The following is an 18,867-nucleotide window of genomic DNA, read 5'->3' on the forward strand; positions in this document are numbered from 1 at the left end:
AAAGCCTTGTACTATAAGGCTTTAAGCCACTTTTTAGCAACAATTTTGTCTACTATGCCTAAAAATATTTGAATGATGATAATATCCTTGATATTGCTTGTTACCTTTATCCAAAATATTAAACTCCCATAAGTTGTAGCTCAATTTATGGGAGTTTATTTTGAAGATAAGTAATTAATCAGTAATAAATTATGTCTTACTTTTTCTTGAAATAATTTGACTTAGTACTACTAAGGTCAAAGATACGATAATCATAATGGTGGCCAACGCATTAACTTCTGGAGTGACACCGGTTTTCACCAATGAGAAAATGCGTAACGGCAACACTTCATAGCTAACGCCTGTAACGAAAGATGAAACTACAACATCGTCAAGTGAAATGGTAAAACTGAGCAACCAACTTGAAACGATCGCAGGCAACGCTAAAGGCACAATAATTTTACGTAAAATGGTCATTTCACTTGCGCCTAAATCACGTGCCGCTTCCAGCATTTTTATATCAAACCCTTTTAAACGGGAGAAAACGGCAACCACTACGTAAGGCAGGCAGAAAGTGATATGGGCAAATAATAATGACCAAAATCCTAACGAAATACCGACCAGCATAAAGAGGGCTAAAAGTGACACTGCCATAACAATATCCGGTGACATCATAACAATGAATAACATCCCACCGACAAATTTTTTACCTTTGAATTGGTAACGATAAAGTGCAATCGCCGTTAATAAACCTACCAATGTTGCGCCGGTTGCGGCGAAAAAGGCGATGGTGACTGAATGGAATGCCGCATCCAATAGGGTATTATTATTGGCTAAACGTTCATACCAATTTAAGCTGAAACCTTTCCAAGTGAGACCGTAACGATCTAAATTGAAGGAATTGACCACTAAAATAATGATTGGAATATACAAATAAGCATAAACCAAAAATAAGAAAATATTCCGCAATGAACGTTTCATTATTCCAACTCCGATTTCTTGTTAAATAATTTACCTGCACGGTAATAGACGAACAATAACAATGCCATAAGAATGGTTAATGCAATACTGATTGATGAACCGAACGGCCAGTTACGTGAGATTAAGAATTCGCTCTTAATGACGTTACCGACAAGCAACACTTTCGCACCACCGAGAAGGTCGGCAACATAGAACATTCCCATCGCCGGTAACAGCACTAACAGACAACCGGCAATAATGCCCGGCATTGTTAACGGTAGGATGATTTTAATAAAACGTTGGAATGCGTTGGCACCTAAATCTTTTGCCGCTTCCAGTAAATGATAATCCAACTTCTCAATAGAGGAGTACAAAGGCAGAATCATAAACGGCAATAAAATATAGACCAAACCGATAATAACGGCGACTTCCGTATTTAAAATACGGATTGGGGTATCAATAATACCGAGCCAAAGCAGTGTATTATTTAAAACCCCTTTAACGCCAAGGAAAATTTTCATCCCATAAATACGGATGAGTGAGTTTGTCCAGAAGGGCAAAATCACTAAAAACAGCATAATCGGACGAAACACCGGTTTCATTTTGGCGATTATAAAGGCAAAAGGATAGCCGATCACTAAACAGATGATAGTGGCAACACCGGACATATAGAGTGAGTTCCACAATACCTGTGCATAGAGTGGCTCAATTAAACGTTTATAACTGTCCAGAGAAAAGGTGAATTCAACCAAATTACTGCTGTCACGCGTTAAAAAACTTGTGATTAGCACCAATAGGTTAGGTATTAATACAAAAAAGATTAGCCACGCAAAGATAATAGTGACCGTAAAAGTTTGAAATTTACGCGTTGTCATCTTCATCATCAAGTACCACTTCCCAGCTTTCAACCCAAGTTATAGCGACTTTCTGATCGAGAGAATGATCGACATCCGGATCATCTTCATTGAAAAATTCGCTGACCAATACACGATTACCGCCTTCAAGCTCAACAGTTGACTCTAACGTCATCCCTTTATAGTTACGCTCACGTACATAACCGATTAATCCTTCGTGTGATTGTTTATCGTGTACTTCTTCAATGCGAATATCTTCCGGACGAAGCAATACTTTTAATTTTTGTCCGACTGAAACAGGACGAGTAACATAAATTTCACAGATACGACCTTCAACGTTGGCTTGTACTCGTTTTTCATCAATGCGTTGCAGTACGGTGGCATCAAAAATATTGATTTCACCAATAAATTTTGCCACAAATAAATTTTTCGGCTCTTCGTAAATTTCTCGTGGTGTGCCGTCTTGCTCGATATTACCTTGGCGTAACACGATGATACGATCCGACATTGTTAATGCTTCTTCCTGATCGTGTGTAACGAAAATAAAGGTAATGCCAAGTTTACGTTGTAGCGCTTTTAATTCATTCTGCATTTGTTGACGCAGTTTGTAATCCAAAGCAGAAAGTGACTCATCCAACAATAATACTTTCGGTTTATTTACTACCGCACGTGCGATCGCAACACGTTGTTGTTGACCGCCGGAGAGTTGAGCCGGCTTACGATCGGCAAAATCAGCCAATTGCACCATTTTTAATGCTTCAAGAACACGTGGTTTAATTTCTTCATTCGGCACTTTTTGCATACGTAAACCAAACGCCACATTTTCAAAAATGGTCATATGTGGAAATAGTGCATAGCTTTGGAATACGGTATTGATGTTGCGCTGCTCCGCAGGAATATCGGTAATGTCTTTACCATCAAGGATTATGCGACCGCTATTTGCTTCTTCGAAACCGGCAATTAAACGCAAAATTGTGGTTTTACCACAACCGGAAGGACCTAAAATTGTTAGGAATTCGCCATTATTGATGGTGAGGTTAATATCTTTAATGATCGTTTTACCATCATAGGATTTAGTGAGTGATTGAAGCTCAATAATCGGCTTTTGTTGTTGAACTGAATTTTCCACTATCTTTGTTTTTCCTCCTAAGTCAAAAAACTATTCAATACCCACGAGAATTACATCTATAAGAAATTGGCAATGATATAGTGATCAACTCATAATTGAAAGCCTATAAGCTAAAAATTTTTAAAAAATTAAAAGTTTTCCTGTAAATAGATTGATTAATTCGTAAATGTTGTTGATTTACATCATATGGCGAAGCTACGGATGTGATAGCATTTTACGCCTGAAAATTCGATGATTTTTTATAAATACGGGAGCTAGGATGTACTCAGAAGAAAAATTACGTCAAGGATTGTTGGAGCGCTTTTTGCATTATGTTAGTTTTGATACACAATCCAAAGAAGGAGCCAAACATTCACCAAGCAGTCGAGGACAGTGGTTGTTGGCTCAATATTTAATGGAAGAGTTGAAGGGGTTGGGCTTAGCTCAAGTGGAAATGTCACCAGCTGGAATCGTTACCGCACTATTACCTTCCAATATACCGAATAATCGTACTACTATTGGATTTATTTCCCATTTGGATACTTATCCCGGCACTAAAGGCAAAGATATTAAACCGGAAGTGATTAATGAATATCGAGGCGGTGACATTGCTTTAGGTTTGGGTGAAGAATTTATCAGCCCGGTACATTTTCCTTTTTTGCAAAAATTAGTAGGGCATACTTTAATTGTTACTGATGGTACAACTTTATTGGGTGCGGATAATAAAGCCGGAATTGCGGAAATTATGACGGCGTTATCGATGATTATCAGCTATCGTTTGCCTAGAGTTAATATTCGGGTTGCTTTCACACCCGATGAAGAAATTGGTGTTGGGATGCAGCACTTTCCTATTTCACGTTTTGACTGTGATTGGGCTTATACGGTTGATGGTGGCCGAATAGGTGAGTTGGAATATGAGAATTTTAATGCAGCAACAGCAATCATCAGCATAAAAGGTGAGTCAATGCATTTAGGTTCTGCCAAAGATAAATTAATTAATGCGCTATCATTGGCGTGTCGTTTTCACCAACAGTTACCTGAGAACGAAGTGCCGGAAAAAACGGATGGACGACAAGGTTTTTTCCATTTGGATGCGATTAATGGTGATATTGAATATTGTGAGATGAAATATTTAATTCGTGATTTTAGTACACAAGGCTTTGCAGAACGTAAACAATTATTGCAAAAACAGATTCAATATTTTATTGAACAGTATCAATTGTTTGATCGAGTTCGTATTGAGATTACCGATAGTTATCATAATATGCATAGTATGGTAGCTAAAGTTCCACAAAGTGTAGAGGTAGCAGATTCGGCGATGAGAAATTGTGGCATTGTGCCGAAACATAAAGTGATTCGAGGCGGTACAGATGGTGCTTGGTTGTCTGAAAATGGTATTGCTTGTCCGAATTTGTTTACTGGAGGGTATAATTTTCATAGTAAACACGAGTTAGCAAGTTTAGATGAAATGCAGCAAGCGACTAAAGTGATTATGGAAATTGCCAAATTAGCGAAAAAATAATAGTAAATAAAATAGTGTTTACAATCTGTACCTTAAAAGTTAAAGCAACAGCCAACTGATTAAGGTGCAGATTTTTTTATATTGATCTGAAGCTTTTTGAGAATTAATCCGATAGTTTTAGGCTATATTCATATAAATTTTGCAATAACAGCAATTTGTTTTCATCATTGGAATATTGTGCAGAAAGCATTTCAAATTCAGCAATAAATTCGGCACTGCTTGCATCCAACTTAGCGTGACAATATTTTTGCCATTTGATCTGTTCAGCACGAGATAAGGTTTTGTAAAAATGTCTGGCACGATAACGGAATAATAATTCAGGAATACGTTTATCTTGAAACGTTAAACCGTGATTTGCCAGCTGTTCTGGCGATAATGTGCGTAAAATAGCTAAATTATTTTTATCTGAATATGAGAAAAAACCTTTATAAAGCGCAGTTTCCACATCATCATAATCATTGTCATACTCTTCTAAAAAGATCTGATGAACTTTTTCGCGGATTTCCGGCATTGCTTGCAGTTTAGCCAGATTATTTAAACATTGTTGACGATCAATACCTACTCGTTCGGCATCTTGCGGACGTAATGTTTTTGCCGGTGCTAAGATTGGACATTTATTGCTGTGAACCAATTTTAATGGTACCGATTTTTTTCCTTGTAACTCCAGCTCTGCTTTCTTGGTATAAAGATTTTGCTTTAACTCTTCAACGCTTAAGGTAAGAAGATCTTCAATGTCTGCCGCTAAATCACAAAAAATAACTGCATTTTTATTGGTTGGATGTGGAGCTAACGGCACCATCCAACTGATATTACTGCGATAATTACCTAGCATTCCGGAAACGTGAACTAAAGGCGTCATATTGATGTAATCAATGAGTTCGTTGATTTTATCTTTTGACCTATGGGTAAAGAAATAATCGAATAGTTTTGGTTGTCTTTGTTTAATTAGTTTTGCCATTTCAATGGTGGCATAAACATCGGACATAGCATCGTGAGCGTGACTGTGTTCTATATCGTTGGCTTTCGTTAATAATTCCAAGCGGAAACTCGGCATCCCCTCATCGTCATAGACCCAATTAATGCCTTCAGGGCGAAGCGCATAGGTGGCACGAATAACGTCCAGTAAATCCCAACGAGAATTGCCTTGACTATAACTATATGCATAAGGATCAATGAAATTACGGTAAAAAGTGTAACGCGTCATTTCATCATCGAAACGAATATTGTTGTACCCCATAATGCAAGTATTCGGCTGGCTAAACTCTTCTAAAATTTTAGCGGCGAATTCAGGTTCACTAATGCCTTGTTGATTACAGAGCTGCGGTGTAATTCCAGTGAGTGTTACTGCTGCAGGATGTGGGAGATAATCATTGGTTTGTTTGCAATATAAAACAATCGGTTCGCTAATAATATTGAAATCTTTATCGGTGCGAATGCCGGCAAATTGTGCAGGTCGATCTCTAGCTGGATCAATGCCGAAGCTTTCATAGTCATAAATAAAAAAGGAAAAATTGCTCATATTATGATCGATTACTAAAATAGATTTAATTTTTGATGATTATAGTGAATCATTTCCTTTCAGAAAACCCGAAATTAAGAGACTAATTAATAGTGATTAGTCTCTTTTTGAACAAATTTGCTAAATTTATGTGATCTTCCGCTAATTTTGAAGATTATGTATTTGATTTATGAATAAAGTTGGATAAATATGTAATTAGTACAGGGCGATCCTGCCGTTGTATATTTTAATTAAGTCAAAATCCATTATTCGAGGTTATTATGGAAATCGGTGTAGTTAAGTGGTTTAACAATGCAAAGGGGTTCGGTTTTATTTCTGTTGAAGGTCACGAGGGTGATATTTTTGCTCACTATTCTGTGATAGAAATGGACGGATATCGTTCGTTAAAAGCTGGGCAAAAAGTACAGTTTGAAGCGGTTCACGGTGATAAAGGCTCACACGCAACAAAAATTGTACCAATTGTTGAATAAACATATTTATCTAGTCGTACAATAAAAAAGATACACTGATAAATTCACAGTGTATCTTTTTGTTTATTTGCTTTTAATGTACACCAACTATTTTTTCATATAGTAACCTGCCATTGCTTGATAAACCGCAGTTTCATTTTGAATTAATTGATATTTCTGATTCAAAATAGAAATTTGTGAGGATTTTTCTGTATTAGCAGCAGTTAGCCAATCTTTCAACTCGGAAACTCCAGCATTATAACGGTCGCGATAATATTGGCTAATACGTTTGTCGTAGTTATATTTATCCTGTAAATTGTTATAACTACGTTGGGATTGTTGATATGTAAAATACAGTGCATCAATCTCATTCAGTGCGTTGGTGATACTTTGTTCAAAGCCTAAACGTGCTACTTCATAATTTGCTTCTGAAATTTTGACGTTCCATTTTACGGTTTGCCAAGAGAGGAACGGCAGTGTGATGCCTAATGTACCGACACCATATTGAGTATCAGTAGCATTGCTGACTTTATTGCCTTGCACTTGTAATGAACCAGCAAGTGAAATTTGTGGGAACCAGCTCTTTTGCATTGCTTTAGCATCTTTAAATGCACTTTGTAAACGATATTCTGCTGCACGTACATCCGGACGGTTAGCAATGACAGAAACAGGCACATTTAGATTTACGCCCGGCAATTTCACTGAAAGCAGATCTGGCAACTGAATATGTAATGGATCGGTTGGTTTTAAGTTGAGCAGATTATGCATTGTTTGCTGTGCAGTTTTTTGTTGAGCTTGTAACTCTAATAAAGTATTGCGAGCTATCAACACTGCTTGTTTGGCTTGTGCACTGCTTAAGCCGTCAATGACACCATAACGCTGTTTATTCTGTACTACATTATCAATTTCGTTGTAATAACGTACAGAATCTTCTGTTGCTTTAATTGCATCATTTAAATACGCCAAACTGTAATAGGTGTTAATCACACTATTAATTAAAGCAAGACGAGCGGCAGTAAGATCTTCAACAGTCGCTTTATGTTCCCATTCTGCAGCATCAGCAGAGTCGGCTAATTTACGCCATAAATCAAGTGTATAGCTAATATTTAAATTGCCAGTATGAGTAATAACGGAATTTCCTCCGCTTTTAATATCTTTTCTTGCTTGAGATTCACTACCGCCACTGAATGTTGGCACTAGATCAGCGCCAAGTAAATTGGCTTTATAAAGCGCAATATTCACTGCAACCGCACTTTTCGCTAAATCAAGGTTATTTTTCAGTGCAAGATCAACTAATTGATTAAGTTGCGGATCGTTATAAAGTTTCCACCACTCTTCATTCACATTAAATTGTGAGGTGGCATCAATATATTGTTGGAAATTTTGCTCACTGGCTTTCAAAGAATCATCTAAATTAGCACAGCCGACCAACGCAGTTGAAAGTAGGAGTGCAACAGTGATTTTATTAAATGTTTTCATAGTTATCCTTATGTCTAAAATGTTGTAAAAAATTATAGCAATTCATCGTATTTTCGACCAGTAATCACCTCTGAAATTATCTCGACCGACAAGCGTCTATTCTTGAGATAATGCGGTGATCGGGTTTAATTTTGCGGCATTTTTTGCCGGCACATAACCGAATATAATACCGATTAATGTTGAACAAAGTACTGCCACGACAATCGAAAAAGTGGAAAAAAGCATCGTAAACTCGCTCATAAAACGATTAAATAAAAAGCCGATTAAACCGGATAAAATAATCCCGATAATCCCACCGACCAAACAGACTAAAACGGCTTCGATTAAAAATTGTTGCAGGATATTCTGTTGTTTGGCACCGATTGCCATTCTGACGCCAATTTCTTTCGTGCGTTCCGTAACAGAAACTAGCATAATATTCATCACACCGATGCCGCCGACAATTAATGAAATCAACGCAATCGAGGAGATTAATAATTTCATTGTATTGGTGGTGCTTTCAATGGTCTGTTTGATGGAGTCGGTATTTAAAATAAAAAAGTCCTTTTTACCGTGACGGCTTAACAACAGTGCCGTGACATTTTTTTCTGCTGCGGCAGTGCTGATGCCTTGATTGACTTTGACCGTAATGGAGCTGATTTTTTTCTCTCCTGAAATTTTATTCATTGCCGTTGTGTAAGGAATCCAAATATTTAGACTTTCTCGATTAACGCCCATCACATTTTGAATATCGACAATGCCAATCACTTTTAACGGTTTTTTATTGATCATAATAATTTGCCCGAGCGGATTGCGATCCTGAAAAATGCGTTTTTGCGTATTTTGATCAATCACTGCTACGGATTGATTCTGTTTAACTTGCTCACCACTAAAAAGTTGCCCGGCAACGGTTTGTATTCCTTTAACATTAAAATATTGTTCGCTGACACCACGCACTTGAGCGGTAAAAGCATTGTTTCGATAAGTGAGTGTACCACTAACAGAACTGTTTGGCGTAACGCTTTCAATATAAGGTTGACGCATCAGAGCTTCACTGTCATTGACGGTAAGATTCTGCATACTTTCCGCTCTCCGATCACCAAAACCGGTGCCGTTATAAATATCCATTGTATTGGTACCGAGCGAGTTGATATTTTGCAATACTTTTTGTTGTGAGCCGTTACCAAGTGCAACTACACAGACAACAGAAGTAATACCGATGATAATGCCCAACATAGTGAGCAGTGAACGTAGTTTATGTGCAACAATCGCATTGATTGACATATTTAATGCTTCAAAAAATTGATCGCGATAAAATTGCCAACCTCGATTTGTGGTAGTTTGCGTAATTTCACGCACAGTGATTTGCAACGATTGGCGATGATCCTGAATAATTTCGCCATCCTTAATTTCAATAATACGATTAGCAAATTGTGCAATATGTTTATCGTGCGTAACCAAAATAATGGTGTGTCCTTCTTGATGCAGTTGTTGCAAAATCTTCATCACTGTTTCGCCACTTTTTGAATCCAATGCACCTGTGGGTTCGTCTGCCAAGATGATATCGCCGCCGTTCATTAATGCTCTAGCAATGCTGACACGTTGTTGCTGTCCGCCAGAAAGCTGGTTTGGTTTATTGTCAATTTTATGACTTAATCCTAATTTTTCTAATAGCTGTGAGGCACGTTGTAGTCGTTGTTCTTTTGCCATACCTGTATATACCGCAGGCAGTGCAACATTTTCCTGAGCAGTTAACGTGGAAAGCAAATTGTAACGTTGAAAAATGAAACCGAAACGTTGCTGACGTAATTCAGAGAGTTGGTCTGTTGACAGTTTTGCTGTTTCTTTTCCGGTAATTTGATAAGAACCGCTGGTGGCAGTATCTAAACAGCCGATAATGTTCATTAAGGTTGATTTACCTGAACCGGAAGCACCGATAATTGCAATAAAATCACCTTGTTCAATCTCAAGATGAATATTCTTTAAAATATGAACTCGGTTTTCACCTTCGCCGAAGAATTTATTGAGGTTTTTAATTTCAATAATGTGTTGCATAAAAACCTCTACATCATTCGTGGTGTTCTTACTTTGACGCTAGCTGCTTCATTAGCAGAGGACTGTGAAATAATAACCTTGTCGCCCTCATTCAATCCGGAGAGAATTTCTGTATTAATTTCATCGTGCAGACCAATTTGGACAATTTTTTCTATGACATTATCGCCATCTAAAATTCGCACACTGCTTTGACCATTTTTTCTTTGAATAGCCAAGGTTGGCACGACTAAAACGTGCTGTTTTTGTGCAGTGATAATAGTATTTTGTGTAGTCATTCCAATTTGTAGTTTATGTTCAGGATTAGGCACTAACATATTGGCATAGTAATAGATAGCGTTAGTATCGCTGACAGATTCGCTATATTCATTATCAGTTAGCGTAGTCATCGCCGGATCAACGGAATCTATTTTTGCCTGATAAATTTCATCAGGCTCAGCGAGAGTGGTAAATTGCACCTTCATACCGGGTTTAATTTTAGTAATGTCGCCCTCTGAAATTTCCGGTTTAATCAGCATTGTATCCAGATCCGCCACCTGAATAATGGTCGGCGTGGTTTGATTGGCATTAACGGTTTGCCCGACAGAAACCGGAATAGAGATCACAGTGCCATCAATCGGTGAAGTGATTTTGGTGTAATTCAGATTAGTCGCAGCGGTGTTAACTTCAATTTCTGACTGTTTAATTTGTGCCTGAATCTGTTCAACATTCGCTTTCGCACTATCTAAATTATTTTGTGCGTTTTCATAATCATCAAGGGAGCTGGCTTTGCGTTTATAAAGCTTGGCAATGCGTTGAAAATTGGAATTGGCGATCCGATAAGCTGTCTGTGCCGCCACTAATTGTGCCTTATAAGCCGCTAATTGGGCTTGCGCACTGTTTAGTGTGTTTTCCTGTGTAATTGAATCCAGTTCGGCGATTAATTCACCTTTTTTCACTTTTTGCCCAAGTTTAACTAAAATCTTTTCCACTTTGCCGGACACGCGCGCACCCACTTCCACCCGATTGGAACTGCGAACCGTGCCTGTTGCTACAACGGTTTGTTGGATGTCGCTGTATTTAACTGTTTCTGTCAGATAGGTTGTCTTTGGTTGAGATTGCAGATTGAAATAATAGATCGCTGCTAAAATAATCAGTGCAACGGTAATGCCTAAAATCCGCTTTTTCGTAAACGTCATATATTTGATCCTTTAAACAAACAAGGATTTTCTACTACTAAATGAACATTCATTCATTTTATAGAAAGATAATCCGCTAAACAAATATTATTTTTACTCGTTGTAATGTCTTTTTCGCTAAAAAAGAGAGTGGATAAGAAATGAATCGAGCGTAAATATAGAGATGAAAAGTTAGCTTAAAATTAGTGTATTCACCGCTTCAATTTGGTGTTATGCGTTAAAGCGTGTAAAATGCAAAGATTATTTAGCAGAACATTTAACCTGAGGAAATTATGAGTCATTCAGAAACGACAGAGATAAAACCAACCAATTTTATTCGTCATATTATTGATGAAGATTTAGCACAAGGGAAACATAAATCTGTTCATACCCGTTTTCCACCAGAACCAAATGGTTATTTGCATATTGGACACGCAAAATCGATCTGCCTTAATTTTGGCATTGCAGAAGATTATCACGGTCTTTGTAACTTACGTTTCGATGATACCAATCCAGTGAAAGAAGACGTGAGCTATGTTGATTCAATTAAACGTGATGTTGAATGGCTTGGTTTTAAATGGGAGGGTAAACCACGCTATGCGTCCGATTATTTTGATCAGCTTTATGGTTATGCGATTGAGTTGATTAAAAAAGGCTTGGCATATGTGGATGAGCTTACACCGGAACAAATGCGTGAATATCGCGGCACTCTGACCGAGCCGGGTAAAAACAGCCCTTATCGCGATCGTTCCGTAGAAGAAAATTTAGCATTATTTGAAAAGATGAAAAATGGTGAATTTGCGGAAGGAACGGCTTCTTTACGGGCGAAAATTGATATGGCTTCGCCATTTATGGTAATGCGTGATCCGGTTTTATATCGTATTAAATTTGCACATCATCATCAAACCGGTGACAAATGGTGCATTTATCCGATGTATGATTTTACCCATTGCATTTCCGATGCGATTGAACGTATCACTCATTCACTTTGTACCTTGGAATTCCAAGATAATCGCCGTTTATATGATTGGGTGTTGGAAAATATTTCGATTGAGCGTCCATTGCCGCATCAGTATGAATTTTCTCGTTTAAATTTAGAAGGCACATTGACCTCAAAACGTAAACTGTTGCAGTTGGTTAATGAAGAGATTGTTGACGGCTGGAATGATCCGCGTATGCCAACAATTTCCGGTTTACGTCGTCGTGGCTATACCCCAGAGTCTATTCGTGAATTTTGTCGCCGTATTGGTGTGACTAAACAAGATAACGTAGTCGAATACAGTGCACTAGAGGCTTGTATTCGTGAAGATCTTAATGTGAATGCGCCTCGTGCGATGGCGGTGATTAATCCGTTACGCGTGGTGATTGAAAATTTTGAGGGCGAAGAGTTATTAACTGTGCCGAATCATCCGAATCGTGAGGAGTTAGGCACAAGAACGATTGCGCTGACTAAAGAAATTTATATCGATCAGGCGGATTTCAGAGAAGAAGCCAATAAGCATTATAAACGTTTAGTGCTGGGCAAAGAGGTGCGTTTGCGTAATGCTTACGTGATTAAAGCAGAACGGGTGGAAAAAGATGAGGAAGGTAATATCGTTACTGTTTATTGTAGTTATGATCCTGAAACATTGGGTAAAAATCCGGAAGGGCGTAAAGTTAAGGGCGTGATCCATTGGGTTTCCGCTACAAAAAATCATCCGGCGGAATTTCGCTTGTATGATCGTTTGTTTACTGTTTCTAATCCGAGTGCAGCAGAGGATATTTATCAAGTCCTTAACCCTCATTCATTAGTTGTAAAACACGGTTTTGTAGAGCAGAATTTAATAGCTGCTGAACCAGAAAAAGCCTATCAATTTGAGCGGGAAGGCTATTTTTGTGCGGACAGCAAAGATAGCCATAAAGAACATTTAGTCTTCAATTTGACTGTGTCTTTAAAAGAGAGTGTGATTATTTAAAACTCATTCTGTCATAACTAATAAGAAAAGGAAGGGGTAACATTGTTACCCCTTCTTAATTATGCTACTAAACTGGGTCTAATGCCCAATGTGTGGCAAATAGCGTAAGTTAATTCCGAACGATTTAATGTATAAAAATGGAAATCTTTCACGCCTTCTTTAGACAGAATTTTCACCATATCAATAGCAATGCTGGCACCAATTAAATTGCGTGTGGTTTGGTCTTTTTCTAAACCGTCATAAAGTTTGAACATCCAGCTTGGAATTTTTACATTGGTAACTTTCGCCATTTTTTGTAACTGCACGAAATTGGACACCGGTAAAATACCCGGCACAATCTCCACATCTATGCCGACAGTGACACAGCGATCACGAAAACGGAGATAACTGTCAATATCAAAAAAGAATTGTGTAATCGCACGACTGGCACCGGCTTCCACTTTCTGTTTCAAAAAAATCAGATCCGCTTGCGCCGATTTAGCTTCCGGATGCACTTCCGGATAGGCAGCGACTGAAATATCAAAATCAGCCACTTCTTTGAGTAGTTTAACTAAATCTTTGGCATAAAATGGTTTTTTATCGTATCCGGGTGGCTCGTCACCACGTAATGCCACAATATTGCGAATACCGCTATCCCAATAATCTTTGGCTATCGCTTTTAGCTGCTCCGGAGAGGCATCAATACCGGTTAGGTGTGGGGCAGCTTCAATGCCTGTTTGTTGTTTAATGGCTTTAACTACGCTATGTGTGCGTTCCCGTTCTCCGGAATTTGCACCATAAGTGACAGAAACGAATTTAGGTTTTAAGGATTTTAAGCGTTGGATTGAATCCCATAATAAGGTTTCCATTTTTTCATTTTTGGGCGGGAAAAACTCAAAAGAAACATTAATATCACCATTTAAATCTGCAATACTTCTATTTAAAACATCAATCTCTTTGGCATAACTCATAATTTGTACTCCTTTTCTTGTTTAGCCGTCTAGATGTTAAAATAGAAAGATTTTATTTTTGAGTCAATCTCATAATTTTCAGAATAAATATGAATTAAATTCATATTAAAAAGAAAAATATAAGAAAGGGGGAGCATAGAAAACAGAGATATTGATGAATAAATAGAGAAAATCAAGTATGATAAACCGCTTTTAACAGCGTCCGAAAATGAAAAAAGGAGCAAATATGTGGACGGATATTTTAACGAATTACAGTGTGTTTATTTTAGAGCTGATCACTTTAGTGGCAGTGATTGCCGTTGTTTTCGGCATTATTGTGACAATGAAACAGAAAAATCTTAGCAAAGGTGAATTGCAGATTACGCACTTAAATGAACAGTATCAACAGCAACAACAGTTACTAAAAGAGTGTCGATTGCAAGAACAGCAGATAAAACAGCTGGCAAAAAACCGTAAAAAACAGGACAAGGTAAAAGCGAAACAGGCGAAAAAAATAGCAAAAGAAGCTGAGAAAAATAGTAGTGAACAGGATGAACAACAATGGTTGCAACAGCAGAAATCTTGTATTTATGTTATTGATTTTAAAGGAGATATTCAGGCTAATGCTGCTAATTCATTGAGAGAGGAGATTAATGCAGTGTTAGCTGTTGCTAGACCTGAAAAAGATGAAGTGTTATTACGTTTGGAAAGCCCCGGTGGAGTTGTTCACGGTTACGGCTTTGCGGCTTCACAATTACAGCGATTACGTAATAAAAATATCCCTTTAACTATTGCTGTGGATAAAGTTGCTGCGAGTGGCGGTTATATGATGGCGTGTGTGGCGGATAAAATTGTAGCGGCACCTTTTGCAATTATTGGTTCTATTGGGGTTGTTGCTCAAGTACCAAATATTCATCGTTTATTGAAAAAACACGATGTTGATGTTGATGTGATGACAGCGGGAGAATATAAACGAACTGTTACGATATTGGGTGAGAATACTGAAAAAGGAAAGCAGAAATTCCAGCAAGAGTTACAGGAAACTCACGATTTATTTAAACAATTTGTTGTGCAACATCGCCCTCAAGTGGAAATTGATAAGGTGGCGACCGGTGAGCATTGGTTCGGGCAACAAGCATTGGATTTGGCATTAATTGATGAAGTAAAAACTAGTGATGATCTCATTTTGGCAGCAATCGAAGAAAAAGATGTGTTAGCAATTAAATATAGTACAAAAAAATCGCTAGTACAAAAATTAGGTAAGCAAGCAGAAGAAAGTATTGCCCATATTGTGGCGAAACTGTTACATCAAGGAAAAAATCTCTTTTTTTAAAGCAGGAAAAATGATGTTGGATATGCTTAATTTAACACACGAACAACAGCAACAGGCAGTTGAAAAAATTCAACAATTAATGCAGCAAGGCGTCAATAGCGGTGAAGCTATCCGTTTGGTCGCGGAACAGTTGCGCCAACAGGCAAAGCGACAGGAACAGCAAGATGTTTGAGGTCATTTTAAAAAAGGTGGTGGAAGCGGCAATTTTGCCACCTTTTAATTTGATTTTATTAGTCTTAGTTGCGTTGATTCTTCTTTTTACCCGTTTTCAACGTACTGCAAAATCATTGCTGGCAGTGGCATTATTATTTGCCTATTTCATTAGTACGCCTTTCTTTTCCAATTTTTTGATCAAAACGATTGCGTTGGATAAACCGAAAATTGAACTTTATCATCAAGGACAGGCGATAGTAGTGCTTGGTGGCGGATTGCGCTATAGTGACTATCCAGAGTCTTATTCGACTACGGCGGCCTTACCATTGGAAAGAATGCGTTTTGCGGTTTATTTGCATCAAATGACAGGTTTACCGATAGCGATTAGTGGTGGGGTTGATAATGAAGCAAAAGTGATGGGTAGTGAATTACAACGGTTCTTCCAAATAGAGCCGACTTGGTTAGATAATAAATCTAATACTACGGAACAAAATGCGATTTATCTGCGTAAATTGTTTGCTCAAACCGAGCAAGGTAAGCAAATTCATCGTGTGATTCTGGTCACGAATGAATGGCATATGCGCCGTGCTGTTGCTGCATTCCAACGTCAAGGGTTTGAAGTACTTCCAGCACCGACCTTGAGTCAGCGAGCTTCTGGTAGTGGATTATTAAAATTTATCCCACAACCAGTTAGTTTTTATCAATCTGGTTTAGTTTTAAGAGAGTGGTTGGGCATTTTGCGTGATAAATTAATTGGCTTGGATTAGTGTTTATTCAGTAGTAAAAGTAAATAAAAAATCCTATAATTTGACAGTTACCTTGTCACCAATTAAACAGTGATTTAATTTTAAATTATTGTTTTATAATAAAAATGTGAGGTTTTATGCGCTACCAGAAATTGGAAAATCAAGAAACGCATTGGAAATGGCTTTATTTAATGCGTAAGGCTCGTGAAGGTGTCAATATTACACGTTATCTTGAGAAAAGCTTGGCTGAAGATAAAATTCAGCAGTTAGTGCGGTTACAGCATCAAACCGAAGAGGTTCAACAGTGGATTAGTGAACATATGTCACCTGATTTAGTCGTGAAACTGGATCAGGCGATTCGTGCTAAACGGAAACGTTTCTTTAATGCAGAAAAACAGAGTACTAAAAAGAAATCAATTGATCTGGATTATGCAGTTTGGTTACGTCTTTCTCGTTATTCCCGTAAAATGAAGATGACTCTGTCACAAACTATTATGTATATGATAGATGAGCAGGAGAGTAAAGCTCTTTATGAGTCACAAATCCACGCAATGAAGAAAAATTTGCAGGAATTATTGAAATAAATAACCTATGCCGGCGTAAGTGAGATAAAGTCCAAAAGCGATAAAAACTACACCGGCACCATTATCCAACCAACGACTATATTTGCTATAGAAACGTTTTGCAGTTGGTCTTGAAAATAACAAAGCAATAATAGAAAAATAGAGAAATGTTTCTATTAAGATAGCGGTTAATACTAGAATGATATGCTCAATGCCATTGACATTAGCAAGGTAAATCGATAATACGCTACTAAAATAGATCACTACTTTTGCGTTGGAGAGATTGACTAATAATCCTTTCAGAATTTCCTGTTTTATTGAGGTCGTTTGCGGTTGTATCTTTTGATCATTTTCAAATACCACATTGTTACGAACATTCAGCATCTTATAACCAATATAAGCAAGATAACTTCCACCCAACAAGACCACAACACCGTGCCATAATGGACTGGTAGCAAACAGAATAGCTAATCCGAGCAAAGCAGAAGTTGCCCAAAATGCTACACCCATAGTGATGCCGATGACAGCGCAAAATGCATTACGGTTCGAATTACTGGCAGCAGTTTTGCTGACATAAAAGAAATCCGGACCGGGACTCATTAAGCCTAATAAATGTACAATCATAATATTCCATAACATAGTGCAGTCCTTTAGATAATTGATCTGATTAAGAAAATAACAATAATTGAATACAATGCAGCTAGTAGATCATCAAACATAATACCAAAGCCAGTTTGCAGTTTGCGGTCAAAATAGCGAATAGGGTAAGGTTTGATAATATCAAAGAAACGGAATAGCACAAAAGCAGTTAAGCACCACTGCCAAGTGTGATTTGGCAAAGTGGTAAGAACCAACCAAATAGCAACAATTTCATCCCATACGATAGAACTATGATCGTGTACTTTCATATCGTGAGCTGTTTTTTCACATAAATAACATCCGATAAAAAAAGCACTCAAGGTAAAAATAACAAAGAAAGGAATAGCTATCCATTGTAGAAGTAGCCATCCTATTAATAGCCCAACCAATGAACCCCAAGTGCCAGGAGCTGGAAAGATTAGCCCAGAACCAAAACCAAGCGCCAATAGGTGAATCGGATTTGTTAATTTGATTCTTTGGAGTGCATCGTGATTAGTTTTATTTGAAGTGATCAAAGCCATGAGTCACTGTAACCTCTACTGGTTGAGAATGTTGGGTAAATTGTAACTGTTGATTGGCACGAATTTGACCAATGCAGTGATATTCTACATCGAGATAACGTAAAATGTGTTCCATTTTTGCTCGCATTGCTTCTGTAACTGTGAAACAAAGCTCATAATCTTCACCACCGGCAAGTGCAAATTTTTGTGCCTGTTCTAATGAAAATTGATTTAATAAAGGATTGGAAAGGGGAAGTTTATCTAATTCAATAACAGCTCCACATTTGCTTCGTTCTAGAATATGTTGTAGATCGGAAATTAATCCATCAGAGAGATCAATCGCAGCATTTGCGATACCAGCCAATTCCATTCCCATCAGAACACGAGGAGTTGGGCGTAGATGGCGTTGTAATAAGTAGCGTTGATCATCATTTTCAATTTTTGACTGTTGTAATAACAGCTGCAAACCGGCGGCACTATCGCCGAGTGTACCCGAAACGTAAATCCAATCACCGGGTTTAGCAGTGTGTCGACATAAGATTTTATCTTTCGCCACTAAACCGTGTGCAGTGATAGTTAAAGAGAGTGTTCCTTTAGTGGTATCGCCACCAATTAAATCAACATTATAGTGATCAAGAATTTGAAACAAGCTTTGACTGAACTCACCTAGCCACTGCTCATCAATTTTGGGTAGAGTCAATGCCAAACTAATCCACGCAGGTTCTGCACCCATTGCCGCTAAATCACTTAAATTGACAGCTACTGCTTTATAAGCGAGATCGGCTGCTGAGATAGATGGTAGAAAATGGGTTCCTTCAACCAGAGTATCGGTAGTCAGTGCTAAACGGCGATTAGGTTTAATTTCAGTGATTGCACAATCATCACCAACGGATAACAGTACATCGCGCCGAGGCTGACGAGTAGAAGCAGAAAAATAACGTCGAATAATATCAAATTCGCCATTGTGAGGCATAAAGAAATCCTTTCAGAA

General features: G+C 37.9%; 18 protein-coding genes. 7 read left to right on the forward strand and 11 right to left on the reverse strand.

Features of this window, described 5'->3' with window-relative positions:
• Window positions 1-189 precede the first annotated feature (189 nt).
• From potC to potA, 3 genes are read right to left on the reverse strand one after another with little or no spacing between them, the layout of a single operon-like run.
• The gene (gene potC, locus ACXPAV_RS03890; protein WP_013744973.1) at window positions 190-960 is read right to left on the reverse strand and encodes a spermidine/putrescine ABC transporter permease PotC; all 771 of its coding nucleotides are present in this window, start codon (window positions 958-960) and stop codon (window positions 190-192) included.
• Window positions 960-1,820 (reverse strand): spermidine/putrescine ABC transporter permease PotB, encoded by an 861-nt coding sequence (potB, locus tag ACXPAV_RS03895; RefSeq protein WP_458004388.1) that lies wholly within the window; start codon window positions 1,818-1,820, stop codon window positions 960-962. Before potB ends, potC begins: the two co-directional genes overlap by 1 nt.
• Entirely contained in the window at window positions 1,801-2,922 is a 1,122-nt protein-coding gene (gene potA, locus ACXPAV_RS03900) for a spermidine/putrescine ABC transporter ATP-binding protein PotA (protein WP_039137233.1), read from the reverse strand. The genes potB and potA overlap by 20 nt, the downstream gene beginning before the upstream one ends.
• 259 nt (window positions 2,923-3,181) lie before the next feature.
• Here potA and pepT point away from each other — a divergent pair, with 259 nt between their 5' ends.
• Complete coding sequence (pepT, locus tag ACXPAV_RS03905) at window positions 3,182-4,423, forward strand: peptidase T (protein ID WP_458004117.1); 1,242 nt, start codon at window positions 3,182-3,184, stop codon at window positions 4,421-4,423.
• Between the two features lie 103 nt (window positions 4,424-4,526).
• Here the strand turns inward: pepT and sbcB are convergent, their stop codons facing one another.
• Window positions 4,527-5,942: an exodeoxyribonuclease I gene (gene sbcB / locus ACXPAV_RS03910; protein ID WP_458004118.1), complete on the reverse strand. Its 1,416-nt coding sequence runs from the start codon at window positions 5,940-5,942 to the stop codon at window positions 4,527-4,529.
• A 260-nt stretch (window positions 5,943-6,202) separates the two neighbouring features.
• Here sbcB and cspD point away from each other — a divergent pair, with 260 nt between their 5' ends.
• Window positions 6,203-6,412: a cold shock domain-containing protein CspD gene (cspD, locus tag ACXPAV_RS03915; RefSeq protein WP_013744968.1), complete on the forward strand. Its 210-nt coding sequence runs from the start codon at window positions 6,203-6,205 to the stop codon at window positions 6,410-6,412.
• 87 nt (window positions 6,413-6,499) lie between these two features.
• On the opposite strand, the gene tdeA is transcribed toward cspD, so the two are convergent.
• From tdeA to ACXPAV_RS03930, 3 genes are all read right to left on the reverse strand, one after another.
• Window positions 6,500-7,870 carry a toxin/drug exporter TdeA gene (gene tdeA, locus ACXPAV_RS03920; RefSeq protein WP_458004119.1) on the reverse strand — a complete coding sequence of 457 codons (1,371 nt, stop codon included), beginning with the start codon at window positions 7,868-7,870 and terminating at the stop codon, window positions 6,500-6,502.
• 96 nt (window positions 7,871-7,966) lie between these two features.
• Window positions 7,967-9,904 carry a MacB family efflux pump subunit gene (locus ACXPAV_RS03925; protein WP_458004120.1) on the reverse strand — a complete coding sequence of 646 codons (1,938 nt, stop codon included), beginning with the start codon at window positions 9,902-9,904 and terminating at the stop codon, window positions 7,967-7,969.
• Between the two features lie 8 nt (window positions 9,905-9,912).
• Window positions 9,913-11,079, reverse strand: a complete 1,167-nt coding sequence (locus tag ACXPAV_RS03930; RefSeq protein ID WP_458004121.1) for an efflux RND transporter periplasmic adaptor subunit — start codon at window positions 11,077-11,079, stop codon at window positions 9,913-9,915.
• A gap of 272 nt (window positions 11,080-11,351) precedes the next feature.
• On the opposite strand from ACXPAV_RS03930, the gene glnS reads away from it, so the two are divergent.
• Window positions 11,352-13,013, forward strand: coding sequence for a glutamine--tRNA ligase (gene glnS / locus ACXPAV_RS03935; RefSeq protein ID WP_458004122.1), 1,662 nt, complete (start codon window positions 11,352-11,354; stop codon window positions 13,011-13,013).
• Between the two features lie 59 nt (window positions 13,014-13,072).
• Here the strand turns inward: glnS and metF are convergent, their stop codons facing one another.
• On the reverse strand, window positions 13,073-13,963 hold the full coding sequence (metF, locus tag ACXPAV_RS03940) for a methylenetetrahydrofolate reductase (RefSeq protein WP_039170878.1): 891 nt from the start codon (window positions 13,961-13,963) through the stop codon (window positions 13,073-13,075).
• A 226-nt stretch (window positions 13,964-14,189) separates the two neighbouring features.
• On the opposite strand from metF, the gene sohB reads away from it, so the two are divergent.
• The 4 genes from sohB (at window position 14,190) to matP (ending at window position 16,758) form a co-directional block, all read left to right on the forward strand.
• Window positions 14,190-15,275 carry a protease SohB gene (gene sohB / locus ACXPAV_RS03945; RefSeq protein WP_458004123.1) on the forward strand — a complete coding sequence of 362 codons (1,086 nt, stop codon included), beginning with the start codon at window positions 14,190-14,192 and terminating at the stop codon, window positions 15,273-15,275.
• Between the two features lie 13 nt (window positions 15,276-15,288).
• Window positions 15,289-15,447 carry a YoaH family protein gene (locus ACXPAV_RS03950; protein WP_080733659.1) on the forward strand — a complete coding sequence of 53 codons (159 nt, stop codon included), beginning with the start codon at window positions 15,289-15,291 and terminating at the stop codon, window positions 15,445-15,447.
• A complete protein-coding gene (locus ACXPAV_RS03955) occupies window positions 15,440-16,195 on the forward strand; it encodes a YdcF family protein (RefSeq protein ID WP_458004124.1) in 756 nt (251 codons plus the stop codon). Before ACXPAV_RS03950 ends, ACXPAV_RS03955 begins: the two co-directional genes overlap by 8 nt.
• A 116-nt stretch (window positions 16,196-16,311) precedes the next feature.
• Window positions 16,312-16,758 carry a macrodomain Ter protein MatP gene (gene matP, locus ACXPAV_RS03960; RefSeq protein WP_458004125.1) on the forward strand — a complete coding sequence of 149 codons (447 nt, stop codon included), beginning with the start codon at window positions 16,312-16,314 and terminating at the stop codon, window positions 16,756-16,758.
• On the opposite strand, the gene ACXPAV_RS03965 is transcribed toward matP, so the two are convergent.
• Genes ACXPAV_RS03965 through thiL form a run of 3 tightly spaced genes read right to left on the reverse strand, consistent with a single transcriptional unit; the run spans window position 16,747 to window position 18,849 of the window.
• Window positions 16,747-17,376, reverse strand: a complete 630-nt coding sequence (locus ACXPAV_RS03965) for a LysE family transporter (protein WP_458004126.1) — start codon at window positions 17,374-17,376, stop codon at window positions 16,747-16,749. The genes matP and ACXPAV_RS03965 overlap by 12 nt on opposite strands.
• 11 nt (window positions 17,377-17,387) lie before the next feature.
• Window positions 17,388-17,897 carry a phosphatidylglycerophosphatase A family protein gene (locus ACXPAV_RS03970; protein ID WP_031204955.1) on the reverse strand — a complete coding sequence of 170 codons (510 nt, stop codon included), beginning with the start codon at window positions 17,895-17,897 and terminating at the stop codon, window positions 17,388-17,390.
• Window positions 17,875-18,849, reverse strand: coding sequence for a thiamine-phosphate kinase (gene thiL / locus ACXPAV_RS03975; protein ID WP_458004127.1), 975 nt, complete (start codon window positions 18,847-18,849; stop codon window positions 17,875-17,877). The genes ACXPAV_RS03970 and thiL overlap by 23 nt, the downstream gene beginning before the upstream one ends.
• Window positions 18,850-18,867: the final 18 nt, after the last annotated feature.

The sequence above is a fragment of the Gallibacterium sp. ZY190522 genome (assembly GCF_054166015.1).